This window comes from Streptomyces sp. NPDC107471 (assembly GCF_055582845.1).
In genome coordinates this window covers 105,145-117,870 of the sequence record NZ_JBVJPC010000010.1, presented here as the reverse complement: position 1 = coordinate 117,870, position 12,726 = coordinate 105,145, and the positions used below count along the sequence as shown (strand labels likewise).

The following is a 12,726-nucleotide window of genomic DNA, read 5'->3' as shown; positions in this document are numbered from 1 at the left end:
GGCGGCGGCTGACGGTTAGTGTTTCGCGCGGTCGCGAAACCACGGGGGGCTTCATGGGCTGGTGGCAGGTCGACGGGGACACCCTCGTCCGCAGCCGGTTCGTGGTCTGCCCGTTCACCGAGACCTTCGCGACCCTGCGACTGCTGGACAAGGGCGTCGGCGCCCACCCGGGCGAGGAGGCCTGGCTCCGCGCCCATCTGCCCGGCTACCGCGCCCGGCTCGCGGCCGACCCGGTGACCGCGCTGCTGGTGCGCTCCGGGATGGGCACGTCCTGGATCGCCGACTTCCTCGCGCCCCTGCCGCGCGAGGGCACGCCCCTGGAGGAGACCCTGGCGCGGATCCGGGCCACCGATCCCGCTCGCGCGCGGGCCGACCTCCAGGTCTCGCTGCGCGGCCCGCTGCCCGCCGCCCTGGACCGCGACGACCTCCCCGAGCGGGCGGCCGCACTCCTCGCCCATGTCTGGACGGCGACCGTACGGCCGTACTGGGACCGTCGGCGGCGGATCCTGGAGGCGGACGTGGTGGCCCGGACCGCGCAGGTGAGCCGGGGCGGCTGGGCGGCCGTCATCGACTCCCTGCTGCCAGGGCAGACCCGCTGGCTCGGCGACAACCGGCTCCAGGTCAACCGGTACGAGCGCCCGCCCCGCGACATCCGCGGCGCCGAACTCGTCTTCGTCCCGGTCACCCCGGGGCGCGGCTGGGCGACGTGGGAGGAGCCGGGGCGCTACGCCCTGGTCTACGGCTGTGCGGGTGCCCTCGCCGACCCGGACGCCCGGAGCGTGCCCGCGAGCCTCGGCACCCTGCTCGGCGCCGGGCGGGCGAAGGTCTTCGTCCTCCTGGACTCCCCGCTGAGCACCAGCCAGCTCGTCGCCGTGACCGGGCAGGGGCTGGGCTCGGTGGGCCGGCACCTGCGGGTGCTGCGGGACGCGGGGCTGGTGGAGCGGCGGCGGGCGGGGCGGTCGGTGCTGTACGTGCGGACCGCGGCCGGGGAGGTGCTGGTGGAGGCCTCGGGGGCAGGCGCCGGGGAGGCACCGGGCGGAGTTAGCATCCGCTCATGACGACTACAGATGGTTCCTCCCCCCTCGGCGTCGAGATCGGGGCCCTCACGGGCGGCTCCGCCGACCTCGCCCAGTACGCCGGCAAGGCCGTCCTGATCGTGAACGTGGCCTCCAAGTGCGGGCTCACCCCGCAGTACAACGGGCTGGAGAAGCTGCAGGAGCGGTACGCGGACCAGGGCTTCACCGTGCTCGGCGTGCCCTGCAACCAGTTCCTCGGGCAGGAGCCCGGCAGCGCCGAGGAGATCGCGGAGTTCTGCTCGGCGACGTACGGCGTGACCTTCCCGCTGACCGAGAAGGTCGAGGTGAACGGCGACGGGCGGCACGCGCTGTACGAGCGGCTGGTGGGCTTCGCCGACGCGGAGGGGCACACCGGGGACATCCGCTGGAACTTCGAGAAGTTCCTGGTCGGGCGGGACGGGTCGGTGGTGGCCCGCTTCTCCCCGCAGACCGAGCCGGAGTCGGACGAGGTCGTGGCCGCGGTGGAGGGTGCGCTGGGCTAGGACGTCGGTCGGGTGCGGGCCGGTGGGGGCCGGCCACAACTCACCCGCGCCCGCGCCCGCACCCGAGACACAACCCCACGGCGAGAGTGCCGCAGGCCCCCTCGGCAAGGACGGCGATCTGGTCGAGAGGGCCCTGTGGTGGTGCTTGTGCAGTTGTAGTTGCGGTGTGGCGTGGTGTCACACCTTGACCGAGGCCACGAAGACGCTCCACGCCTCGGCGGGGAAGGCCAGCTTGGGACCCTCGGGGATCTTCGTGTCGCCGAGTTCGAGTGCTTCCTCTTCGGTCGACCGCACCATCAGGCACGCCCCGTTGGCGTTGGTGTAGGTGGAGGTCGTCCATGTGTCCAGGGTGCCCAGACGAATTGCCATATTCGCTCCGTAGCCAGATGCGCAGTGTTCGGATTACGCCAACCTTTACTGATCGTTGGCGTGATCGACGCTACTCGCCGGCCTCCTCTTTCGGAGCAGTCATTCACTCTTCTGGCGGCATATTCCAAGGGACTCTTCCAGCCGGACGAGGCCGGGGTGTACTATCCGGCCCGCCCTGTCCGGGAGCGGCTCAGCGGCGGCTCACCGGGCGTACTCCCGGGCGTATTCCTTGGCGAGGTCCTCGATGAGCTGACGCGACTGGTCGACGTTGAGCGCCTGCGCCCTCAAGTGCTCGTACATCACGGTGTACTTCTGCACGTCGTGCGCCTTCTCCAGGTACAGGTCGCTGGTGACGCCCTCGATGTAGACGACGCTGGAGTCGGCCGCGTCCGAGAACTCCAGGATGGAGTACTGCCCGCTGAGCCCGGGATGGGCGCCGACGTCGAACGGCAGCACCTGCACGGTGATGTGCGGCTGCTGGGACATCTCCACGAGGTACTCGAGCTGCTCGCGCATGACCTGGCGGCTGCCCACCACCCGGCGCAGGGCCGCCTCGTCCAGCACGACCCACAGCCGCAGGGGGTCCCGTTCGGCCGAGACCCGGCTCTGCCGCCGCAGCCGCACCTCGACGCGCTTGTCGTTCTCCGTCTCGGTGGCCTCCGGCGCACCGCCGCGCACGATGGCCTCGGCGTACGGCCGGGTCTGCAACAGGCCGGTGATGATCTGGGGTTCGTAGACGCGCAGCGACTCGGCGTCGGTCTCCAGGCCGATGTAGACGCTGTACGGGATGTCCCCGAAGGCGTGCCACCAGCCCTGCTGCCGCGAGTCCTTGGCCATCTGCATCAGCGAGTCGACGATCCGCTGGTCCTCGACCTCGTACACCCCGCACAGGTCACGGACGTCGCGCTGGCTGATGCTGCGCCGGCCGTTCTCCAGCCGGCTGATCTTCGACTGCGACACGAGCAGCCGCTCCGCCACCTCTTCGGCCGTCATGCCCTTGAGCTCGCGGAGCCTGCGCAGCTCCTGGCCCAGCCGGCGCCGCCTGACGGTGGGATTGACATTGGACGCCACGGGACGTGCACCTCCGGCTGCGTGCCTCGTTCTTGACTTTGCGTATCTGCTGTTGAGCAGACTGCCACCAAGGTGCTTATTACCGCTGGGAAACCGTGTATATGCGCTGCGTGCACGACAGTTGGGGCCGCCCGGCCGCCCCTGCCCGGACATGCGGCCGCGCGGGGCGTCGGAACCCGGCGTCGTCCGGACGTACGGTTCCGTCGCCCCGCGCGGACCAGCGGCTCCCGAACCGGTCTGTGGGGACTGACGGTGCGGCGGCTGAGTGGTGCGGGTCGTGCCTGGTGCGGGTCGTGCGTGGTGCGGTCGTGCTGCCGGCGGTGCGTGCCGAGGGTCTGCGGCTCAGTGAGCCACGGCGCGCGCCATCGGTCCTCGGCGCGGTTGCATCGGAACGCCATGAGCGGGTTCCGGCGCGGGCCTGGCTCCGGGGGCGGCCTGACGGCCGGCCGGTGCCGGGCTACGACGTGGCTGTGCCGCCACGCCGTTCTGGACGTCCATCACGGCGTGCGCGACGAGTCCGCCCATCGGGTCGTGCCTGATCAGGTCCCGCAGCCGGGAGCGCGAGGAACGGCCCTCGTTGCCCGGATACAGGTGCTTGCCGAGGCCGACCGCGTGTGCCAGGGCGGCGAGCGCCGCGGTCCGCGGGTCCGGCGGTACGCCGGTGCGGATCGCCGAGTCCAGCCGGGCCCTGATCTCCCGGCTGATCTCGTTGTCCGTCGCCTGGTAGCGGGTCGTCGGCAGCACTCCGCACATCTGGCCCGCCACGGCATGCACCATGCCGCACCGCTCCAGATGCGAGAGGTAGGTCTGGCGGAGCCCCAGTCGCGGCCCGCCGATCCAGTTCACTGCCCGCACGGGAGCGCCACGCCTTCGCAGCAACTCCAACGCGCAGTCCAAAGTCGGATCTCCAGTCGGCCGTGGGGCTACCACGGCGATACGATCCCCGTCTGGGGCTATCCGTCCGGCCAGCGCCAGCTCCACTAGCTGTGCTCCGGCCAGACCGAGGTCGAGCGACTGCGGCTGTGCGGTGGTACCCGTGGCCGGGTCCAACGCCAGCAGCAGAAGCTCCTCCGGAAGTGTTCTGCGGCTCCTGCCCATCCATGCCTCCCCGCGTGGATGAAAGACAGGGTGACCCCTCTCACATTGGTCTGTCGAGGGTGCGTGACCTGTTCGTAGTGGAACCGGTAGGTATGTCGTTCTCGTCTACCGCTTGGGGCAGGGCCGCACACAGGACACTGGTACATGGTTCGGACAGCGTGGTGTGGCGGCTGTCCGGGCGGCGATTCAACGGTTCGGCAGACGCAGGGTGACGGAGACCGATCACCCGCGGCACATGGAGGAGGCATCGGTGGCGGGCGAGTCCCCCGACAGGTCGAAGCAGCGCGAGTCGTCGGCAGAACCGACGTCGGGGAGCGCGAGTCCGGTTCCCGAGGCGAGGAGTTCCGCCCGCGATCCCCGGCTCGCGGTGGCGCGGGAGTCCGTCTCCCTCGGAGGCGTCGACACGGCCACGAAGGTCTTCTCGGTGCGTGACCTCCCGAAGAACCCGGAGGCCCCCGAGGACGCCGCGAGCGGCGAGAGCGGCGAGAGCCCCAAGGACGGCGACGAGAGCCCCGCAGCGGCCGGAACGGACGGTTCCGGCACCGGGGAGCCCGAGGACGCCCCTGCGCCCGCGGAGGAGCGCCCGGAGGCCGCCGACGCGGCGGACGAGACGGGGGACGGGTCGGATGACCCGGACGACGACGCAGTGGACGAGTCGGGGGACGCGGCTTCGGCGGAGGAACCGGACGGGGCGGAGAAGTCCGACACGGGTGACTCCGATACGGACGGGAGCGCCGACGAGGCCGCCGGCGAGGCCGGTGACCCGGACGAGCGGGACGAGCCGGCCGCGGCGGGCGACGCGCGACTGCGGGACGCGGTGGCGGCGTGGGTCGCCACGGGGGACAAGAGCGGCTCCGAGGCCGGTGCCGACGCCGAGGCCGGTTCCGGCAAGGCGGAGACCGCGGAGCCCTCGGACGCCGTGAAGCCCGTCGAGCCCGAGGAGAAGCCCGGCGACAAGGACGCCGAGCCCGCCGACGAGGCCGACGATCCGGACACCGGCGAGTCGGACACCCCAGGGGCGCGGGGAACTGCGCGACCGGCCCCCACCGGCCCGCAGCCGGACGACGAGCCCGAAGACGAGCCCGAGCCCGAAGACGCTCCCGAGGACCGCGTGCCCGATGACGCGGACGTGGCCGACAAGCCCCCCGTCGACCAGCCCACGGCCGTCTTCAAGGCTCCCCGGCCCCCCGTGGACCAGCCCACCACCATGCTCAAGCTCGGCAAGGCACCGGATGCCGAGCCGGAGGCGGAGCCCGAGGCGAAGCCCGAGCCCGGGAAGGGGTCCAAGCCCCAGCCGGAGGCCGAGGCCGAGCGGACGAGCAAGTTCGTCGCGCTGAAGGCCCTCGACGAGCCCCGCGAGGCACGGCCGGGTCCGGACGTGACCGCCGCCGTCCCGCAGGTCGGCCCGGAGCGGACCAGGCAGCAGCCCCTGCCGCCGAAGCCGCCCCTCGACCTGCTCGCGGAGCTCACCAACACTCCGCCGCCCCCGCCCAGCCCGCTGCGCACCTTCGGGCGCCGGGTCAAGATCTGGACCCCGCTGGTCATCCTGCTGGTCGTCGCGTTTGCGACCGTGCAGGCCCTGCGTCCGCTGCCGGAGCCCACGCTCAGCCTGACCGCCGAGGACTCCTACACCTTCGACGGCAGCAAGGTCACCCTCCCGTGGCCCACCCAGGGCCAGGGCTGGATGGACGTCAACGGGGTCGGCACGATGAGCGACTTCGGCAAGCAGACCCCGGTCGCGATCGGCTCCGTGGCCAAGGCCATGACCGCCTACATCGTCCTGAAGGACCACCCCCTCAAGTCCGGCGAGGAGGGCGCGAAGATCACCGTCGACGCGCTCGCCGAGAAGGAGGGCGGCTACAACAAGGACGGCGAGTCGACCCTCGACACCGTGAAGCAGGGCGACGTCCTGACCCAGAAGCAGGCGATCGCGGCGATCATGATTCCGTCCGCCAACAACATCGCCCGGCTGCTCGCCCGCTGGGACGCCGGTTCCGAGAAGGCGTTCATCGCGAAGATGAACGCCACCGCCAAGGAACTCGGCATGAAGAACACGACGTACACCGACGCCTCGGGCCTGAAGGAGAGCACCGTCTCCACCGCCGAGGACCAGGTGAAGCTCGGCAACGAGCTCGTGAAGATCCCGGCGCTGACGGAGATCACGTCCATGGGGCAGTGGATCGATCCGTCCGGACAGAAGTGGTACAACTACAACTATCTGGTCCCCTACAACGGCGCGATCGGCATCAAGACCGGCACCACCAGCGCAGCCGGCGGCAATCTCCTCTTCGCCGCGCGCAAGGAGGTCGGCGGTGAGACCGTCACCCTCGTCGGCGCGATCCTCGGCCAGCACAAGGCACCGATCATCAAGACCGTCAACGACGTCAGCCGGGTCGCGATGCTCGCCGCCCAGGACGACCTGACCTCGGCGAAGATCCTGAAGAAGGGCGACGTCGTCGGCTATGTGGACGACGGCCTCGGCGGCCACACCCCCGTCGTGCTGACCAAGGACGTCACCGCCGTCGGCTGGGCCGGCTACAAGGTGAAGCTGTCCTTCGCCGCCGACGACGTACCGCACACCGCGAAGGCCGGCACCAAGGTCGGCACCCTCACCGTCGGCGACGGCGAGGGCGGTGCGGTCAAGGTCCCGGTCACCCTCCAGAAGGACCTGAGCGAACCGGGTCTCACCGCCAAGCTGACCCGCGTCGGCTGACCCCGGGACGGGACGCACTCACCTTCTCGGCCCGTCGGCCGGACCCCGCCCGGGTTCCGGTCGGCGGGCCGCGTGCTAGCGTCACGAACCGGGGCAGGTCGACGCTGGGGCGCGGCCGAGAAATGAAGACGGGACACCACGGGGAGTGCCTTCAGGTGGCCACTGCGGAGCCGACACGCGCCGACGACACCGACCCGGGCCCGGGTACCGGCCCGCGAATAGGCGTGCCCGCCGACTCCGGCACCGGCGGCGGTGGGGCGCCCAAGGGCGTCCGGGGCCGGACCTGGACCGCGCTCCTCGCACTGCGCGAGAAGCTGCTGCGGCACCCCGTCCTCTCCATGACCGCGCTCTCCGGTGTCCTCCACATCGTCTGGTTCTTCACGTTCGCGAACAGCGGCGGTGACCTCGCGGCGCAGGACGCCTGGGCCGAGTTCGTGGGCCGGCACCCGGACTCCGCGTACAACCTGGCCTGGTACGGCGGTATGCATCCGGTGTCGTACAGCGTCGTCTCGCCGTACCTGATGTCGGTCCTCGGCGTCCGTACGACGATGATGCTGGCCGGGACCGTCTCGGCCGGGCTGCTGACCCTAGTCCTGATCCGCAGCCGGTCGGTGCGGAACCCGCTGTGGGCCTCGCTCGCGGGGGTGTACGCCTTCCTGTGCAACGCGGCCTCGGGCCGGGTGACCTTCGGGCTGGGCACGGTCTTCGCGCTCGGCGCGGTCGCCGTCGTCTTCTGCTGGCCGCACCGCTGGCGCTACAAACGCTGGGCCAAGGCCCTGTGCGCGGCCCCGCTCGCGGCGCTGGCGACCATGGCCTCACCGGTCGCCGGTCTCTTCGTGGGCCTGGTCGCGGTCGCCCTCTTCCTGCAGAAACGGCGTCCGGGCGCCTGGGCGCTGGGCCTCGCGCCCACAGTCGTCGTCGCTCTGTCCGCCTGGCTCTTCCCGTTCGCCGGCACCCAGCCGATGAAGATCGCCTCGGTGCTGCTGCCCCTGGTCTACGGCGTCCTGGTCCTCCTCCTCGTCCCGCGCGAGTGGACGACGGTCCGGATCACCGCCGGGGTGTACAGCCTCTCGGTCGTCCTGGTGTGGCTGGTCAGCTCGCAGATCGGCTCCAACATCTCGCGTCTGTCGATGCTGTTCGCGGGGGTGGCGCTGGCGGCCGCGCTGCCGTTCACGGTGCCGCGCACCCGCAAGTGGTACGCCGTCGTCGTCGCCTTCGCCGGTTTCACCGTGTGGATCGGCTTCAAGTCCGTCGACGACGTCGTCCACACGACCCCCACGGCGTCCTGGGCGCGCGAGCTGGCCCCCCTCGTCAACGAGCTCCAGGAGGTCGGCGCCGAGAAGGGCCGCGTCGAGGTCGTACCGGCCGCCTCCCACCGCGAGGCGTCCGCGCTCGCGCCGTACGTCAACCTCGCCCGGGGCTGGAACCGGCAGGCCGACATGGAGCGCAACCCGCTCTTCTACGACGACACCCTGAACTCCGCGAACTACCACGAGTGGCTCCAGCGCTGGGCCGTGCACTTCGTGGTCGTGCCCAAGGACGAGCCCGACGGGGACGGCGGCGAGCGCGAGCGGGAGCTGGTCCAGCGCGGGATGCCGTATCTGCGGCAGATCTGGGGCGACGCGAACTGGCAGCTCTTCCGGGTGACCGACCCGGCGCCGCTCGCCTCGCCGAACACCGTGGTGGACCGGGCCGCGCAGGGCGAGATGACCATGCGGGTGAAGAAGGCCGGGCGCATCCTCATCCGGATCCCGTACTCGCCCTGGCTGTCGATCGTCGACGCGGACGGCAAGAAGCTGAAGCCGCCGCAGGAGACGGACGCCTCGAAGGACCGCGAGGACGGCGAGCCGAAGACCTTCGACAACGTCAACGGGTGCCTGATGGAGACGCCTGAGGACGCGGACGGGGACAAGTGGACGATGCTGCTCGCTCCGCGGGCGGGGACGTACCGGTTGGCTGCGCCCTATACCGTGCCGCGCGGGACGCCCTGTCCTGATGAGCTGAAGTAGTTCGTCGGCACAGCCCCGCGCCCCTCAAGGGCTTACCGCAGTCGGTCCACGTAGGTGTCCGTGCCCGGAACCGTCGGGAGGAAAGACGCCAACAGCTCGCGGCGGCCCACCGCCGGCTCTTCCAGGTCGGTGAAGTGAGGGTCCCAGCACTCTCTCGGGTCCCTCTCCAGGAACCACAGGAGGGTGAGGCGGGTGTCCACGCCCTCCACCTGCTTCACGTACGTCATGCGGTCGCCGGGCAGGGGGGTGGGGCGGAACACGGTCACCATGGCCGCCGGTGAGCCCGCCAGCCGCTTCGGGAGGTGGCGCGCCACCAGCCACTCCAGCAACTCGCCCCGCTCCTGCGGGGTTTCCGTGTCCAGCACCTCCAGCACCAGGCCCGCGTACGGGTGGTCCAGGGCGTGGAAGTCCCGCGGGCCCGCCGCTCCGTCGCGGTAGACGGTGGCCTCGTGGTCCTGGAACGCGGTGAAGACGTGGGTGCGGTCGCGGTAGACGCGGGCGTCGCGGTTGAGGCGCTTGTTGATGGCCACCGTCCACTTCATGTGGTCGTCGTAGCGGCCCTCGGTGACCCAGTACACGGAGAGGTAGCAGCCCGTCGTCACCGGCTGGGCCACCGCCGACTTCTCCGGCACACGCAGGAGTTGGAGGTCCCGGGTGGCCACCCAGCGGCGGCCCGCGAACATCCAGGGCATGGCCATCGCGCCGGCGTAGTAGTGGTCGTCCTCGTACCAGCGGTTGTAGGCGTGCTCGTGGCCGGGATGCGGTTCGACCAAGGTGATCAGGGCGTGGCCGGGGCGGACTCCGTAGGGTCCGGTGGCGGCCAGTTCGGCGTACGTCTCGCTGCGGGTCTCTTCTGACATGGGACCTTCCCTCCTCCAGCGCTCGCCCATACTCTGACGCTCCGTCAGATGATGCGCCAGAGCAGGGAGGCCGCCGGTATGTCACTTCTCTCCGGGAAGACCGTCGTCGTGTCGGGAGTGGGCGCCGGGCTCGGGCACCAGGTCGCCGCGGCCGTCGTACGGGACGGCGGCAACGCCGTGCTGGCCGCGCGGACCGAGGCGAACCTCGCGAAGAGCGCCGCCGAGATCGACCCGGACGGGGCGCACACCGCGTACCGCGCGACGGACATCACCGACGAGGAGCAGTGCGCGGCGCTCGCGGAGCTGGCGGTGGAGCGGTTCGGGCGGCTGGACGCCCTGGTGCAGGTGGCCGCGTGGGACAGCTACTTCGGCGGGCTGGCGGACGCGGACTTCGCGACCTGGCAGTCGGTCATCGACGTGAACCTGCTGGGATCGCTGCGGATGACCCGGGCCTGTCTGGCGGGGCTGCGGGCGGCGGGCGGGGGCTCGGTGGTGTTCGTCGGGACCCAGTCGGCCGTGGCCGCCCCCTCGCAGGTGCGGCAGGCCGCGTACGCCGCCTCGAAGGGGGCGCTGACCAGTGCGATGTACTCGCTGGCGCGGGAGCTCGGGCCGGACCGGATCCGGGTCAACACCGTGCTGCCGGGCTGGATGTGGGGGCCGCCGGTGCAGGCGTACGTGCAGTTCACGGCCCACACGGAGAAGGTGCCGGAGGAGGAGGTGCTGAAGCGGCTCACCGACCGGATGGCGCTGCCCGAGCTCGCCACCGACGGGGACGTGGCCGACGCGACGGTGTTCCTGGCCTCGGACCGGGCCCGGGCGATCACCGGACAGTCGTTGCTGGTCAACGCGGGGGAGCTGATGCGGTGAGTTCACGTAGGTGAACGCAGGCCATCATCTCGAATGATTTTACCTCCCCTTGACCCTACACCGCCTTGTCGTGTCCACGCGGTGGCGCCCACGATGAGCGCCGGGCTGATCCCCTGGGAGGGCGCATATGAACGGTCTCGACTGGGCCGTGCTCATCGGCTATTTCGGCGTGATGGTCGCGATCGGCGTCTGGTCGCACAAACGCGTGGACGACGTCAGTGACTTCTTCACCGCCGGCGGCAAGATGCCGTGGTGGCTGTCGGGCATCTCGCACCACATGTCGGGTTACAGCGCGGTGATGTTCACCGGGTACGCGGGCATCGCCTACACCTACGGCGTCACGTCCTTCGTCACCTGGTCCTTCCCCATCGCCCTCGGCATCGCGATCGGATCGAAGCTGTTCGCGCCGCGCATCAACCGGCTGCGCTCACGCCTGCACGTGGCTTCCCCGCTCGAATACCTCAAGAACCGCTACGACCTGAAGACCCAGCAGGCGCTGGCCTGGTCCGGCATGCTGCTGAAGATCGTGGACGTGGGCGCCAAGTGGGCCGCGATCGCCACCCTGTTGTCGGTGTTCACCGGGATCTCCCTCAACCAGGGCATCCTGATCACCGGCGGCATCACCGCCATCTACTGCACGATCGGCGGACTGTGGGCCGACGCGCTCACCGAGTTGGGCCAGTTCATCATCCAACTCCTCGCGGGTGTCGCGATGTTCGTCGCCGTCGTCCTCAAGCTCAACGACAAGGGCATCGGCTTCTTCGGCGCCTGGGACGAGCCGGAGCTCCAGGGCCACGGTGAGCCGCTGGTCGGGCCGTACGGCACGGTGTTCCTGCTCGCCTTCCTCTTCATCAAGCTCTTCGAGTACAACGGCGGCATGCTCAACCAGGCCCAGCGCTACATGGCCACGGCCAACGCCCACCAGGCGGAGCGCTCGGCCCGGCTGTCGGCGATCCTGTGGCTGGTGTGGCCGGTCGTCCTCTTCTTCCCGATGTGGATGTCCCCGCTGCTGGTCCAGTCGCAGAAGCCGGACGGCTCCGACTCCTACGGCCTGATGACCGAACAGCTCCTGCCGCACGGCCTGTTGGGCCTGGTGATCGTCGGCTTCTTCTCGCACACCATGGCCATGTGCTCCTCCGACGCCAACGCCATCGCCGCCGTCTTCACCCGGGACGTGGCACCGGTGCTGTCCAAGCAGGCACAAGCGTGGAACGACCGGTCCGGCCTGATCGCGGCCCGGGTGACCACGGTCGTCTTCCTCGGCCTGTCGATGGCGGTGGCCACCCAGGTCAACTCCCCCACCTTCAAGGACATCATCACCGTCGTGATCAAGTGGGTCGCCGGTCTCATGGGCCCGATCGCCATCCCCATGATGCTCGGCCTGCTCCGGCCCTTCCGCCGCTCCGGCCCCACCGCCGCGCTCACGAGCTGGTCGATGGGTCTGCTCGCGTTCTGGCTGGTCAACTACCCGATCAACTGGGAGGTGGACGGCGGGGTCCCGCTCCAGTACCAGGTCTCGATCCCGCTGGCCGTCTCCCTGGTCCTGTACATCCTCATCGGGTTCGTCAAGCCCGAGGACAGCCCGGAGCGCCTCGCGATCATCGAGAAGATCAACACGGACGGGGACGGGGAGGGTGGCGCAGCCGCGGCCATCCCGACGCCGGCGGGCGGCGTGGAGGACGTGATCAGCACGGGAGCGAAGGACCAGCCGCGGTCCTAGCCCCTGGGGCCTGGGCCTGGGCCTGGGCCCTGGACTTCAAGCCTCGGGCCTCGGCTCGGGCCTCGGGCTCGGGCTTCAGGCCTCGGTTCGCGCCTCGGGCCTCGGGGCTCGGGTTCGGGCTTCAGGCCTCGGTTCGCGCCTCGGGCCTCGGGGTCGGGCCTCGGACTCGAGGCCTCGGGCCTCGGGGTCGGGCCACGGACCTCCGGCTCAGGCTTCAGGGCTCGGGCTACGGGCCTCAGGCTCAGGCCTCGCACTCGCACTCGCACTCGGGCTGGGGCTACGGGCCACGGGCTCGGGCCTCGCGCTCGGGGCACGGGCCTCAGGCTCGGGCTCGGGCCACGGGCCTCAGGCTCAGGCCTCGCGCTCGGGCCACGGGCTCGGGCTTCAGGTCCCCGGGCCACGGGCTCGGGCTTCAGGTCCCCGGGCCACGGGCTCGGGCTTCAGGTCCCCGGGCCACGGGC

Annotated in this window: 10 protein-coding genes; 6 read left to right on the top strand and 4 right to left on the bottom strand. The window is 70.8% G+C overall.

Annotated features, from left to right (window positions below; translation table 11 throughout):
- The first annotated feature begins 53 nt into the window (after positions 1-53).
- Both ACZ66S_RS30840 and ACZ66S_RS30835 read left to right on the top strand, forming a co-directional pair.
- Positions 54-1,058, top strand: coding sequence for an ArsR/SmtB family transcription factor (locus ACZ66S_RS30840; RefSeq protein ID WP_469904833.1), 1,005 nt, complete (start codon positions 54-56; stop codon positions 1,056-1,058).
- Positions 1,055-1,558 (top strand): glutathione peroxidase, encoded by a 504-nt coding sequence (locus ACZ66S_RS30835; protein ID WP_469904832.1) that lies wholly within the window; start codon positions 1,055-1,057, stop codon positions 1,556-1,558. Before ACZ66S_RS30840 ends, ACZ66S_RS30835 begins: the two co-directional genes overlap by 4 nt.
- 177 nt (positions 1,559-1,735) lie before the next feature.
- Here ACZ66S_RS30835 and ACZ66S_RS30830 read toward each other — a convergent pair whose 3' ends face one another.
- The 3 genes from ACZ66S_RS30830 to ACZ66S_RS30820 all read right to left on the bottom strand — a co-directional run bounded on the left by ACZ66S_RS30830 (position 1,736) and on the right by ACZ66S_RS30820 (position 4,096).
- The gene (locus tag ACZ66S_RS30830) at positions 1,736-1,927 is read right to left on the bottom strand and encodes a DUF397 domain-containing protein (RefSeq protein ID WP_469904831.1); all 192 of its coding nucleotides are present in this window, start codon (positions 1,925-1,927) and stop codon (positions 1,736-1,738) included.
- 201 nt (positions 1,928-2,128) lie between these two features.
- On the bottom strand, positions 2,129-2,998 hold the full coding sequence (locus tag ACZ66S_RS30825; protein ID WP_469904830.1) for a helix-turn-helix domain-containing protein: 870 nt from the start codon (positions 2,996-2,998) through the stop codon (positions 2,129-2,131).
- A gap of 342 nt (positions 2,999-3,340) precedes the next feature.
- The gene (locus tag ACZ66S_RS30820) at positions 3,341-4,096 is read right to left on the bottom strand and encodes a GOLPH3/VPS74 family protein (RefSeq protein ID WP_469904829.1); all 756 of its coding nucleotides are present in this window, start codon (positions 4,094-4,096) and stop codon (positions 3,341-3,343) included.
- Positions 4,097-4,331: 235 nt separating this feature from the next.
- Between ACZ66S_RS30820 and ACZ66S_RS30815 the strand changes: the two genes are divergently transcribed.
- Entirely contained in the window at positions 4,332-6,809 is a 2,478-nt protein-coding gene (locus ACZ66S_RS30815) for a D-alanyl-D-alanine carboxypeptidase (protein WP_469904828.1), read from the top strand.
- A 155-nt stretch (positions 6,810-6,964) separates the two neighbouring features.
- On the top strand, positions 6,965-8,818 hold the full coding sequence (locus tag ACZ66S_RS30810) for an MFS transporter (RefSeq protein WP_469904827.1): 1,854 nt from the start codon (positions 6,965-6,967) through the stop codon (positions 8,816-8,818).
- A gap of 32 nt (positions 8,819-8,850) precedes the next feature.
- On the opposite strand, the gene ACZ66S_RS30805 is transcribed toward ACZ66S_RS30810, so the two are convergent.
- Entirely contained in the window at positions 8,851-9,678 is an 828-nt protein-coding gene (locus ACZ66S_RS30805) for a hypothetical protein (RefSeq protein WP_469904826.1), read from the bottom strand.
- A gap of 78 nt (positions 9,679-9,756) precedes the next feature.
- On the opposite strand from ACZ66S_RS30805, the gene ACZ66S_RS30800 reads away from it, so the two are divergent.
- Together ACZ66S_RS30800 and ACZ66S_RS30795 are read left to right on the top strand one after the other, a co-directional pair.
- Positions 9,757-10,545, top strand: a complete 789-nt coding sequence (locus tag ACZ66S_RS30800) for an SDR family oxidoreductase (protein WP_469904825.1) — start codon at positions 9,757-9,759, stop codon at positions 10,543-10,545.
- 127 nt (positions 10,546-10,672) lie between these two features.
- Entirely contained in the window at positions 10,673-12,265 is a 1,593-nt protein-coding gene (locus ACZ66S_RS30795) for a sodium:solute symporter family protein (RefSeq protein ID WP_469904824.1), read from the top strand.
- The last annotated feature ends 461 nt before the right edge of the window (positions 12,266-12,726 follow it).

Bases quoted from the DNA above. Each gene is read 5' to 3' on its own strand.
- ACZ66S_RS30840 (WP_469904833.1), top strand. From the start codon at position 54: ATGGGCTGGTGGCAGGTCGACGGGGACACCCTCGTCCGCAGCCGGTTC.
- ACZ66S_RS30835 (WP_469904832.1), top strand. From the start codon at position 1,055: ATGACGACTACAGATGGTTCCTCCCCCCTCGGCGTCGAGATCGGGGCC.
- ACZ66S_RS30830 (WP_469904831.1), bottom strand. From the start codon at position 1,927: ATGGCAATTCGTCTGGGCACCCTGGACACATGGACGACCTCCACCTAC.
- ACZ66S_RS30820 (WP_469904829.1), bottom strand. From the start codon at position 4,096: ATGGGCAGGAGCCGCAGAACACTTCCGGAGGAGCTTCTGCTGCTGGCG.
- ACZ66S_RS30815 (WP_469904828.1), top strand. From the start codon at position 4,332: ATGGAGGAGGCATCGGTGGCGGGCGAGTCCCCCGACAGGTCGAAGCAG.
- ACZ66S_RS30805 (WP_469904826.1), bottom strand. From the start codon at position 9,678: ATGTCAGAAGAGACCCGCAGCGAGACGTACGCCGAACTGGCCGCCACC.
- ACZ66S_RS30800 (WP_469904825.1), top strand. From the start codon at position 9,757: ATGTCACTTCTCTCCGGGAAGACCGTCGTCGTGTCGGGAGTGGGCGCC.
- ACZ66S_RS30795 (WP_469904824.1), top strand. From the start codon at position 10,673: ATGAACGGTCTCGACTGGGCCGTGCTCATCGGCTATTTCGGCGTGATG.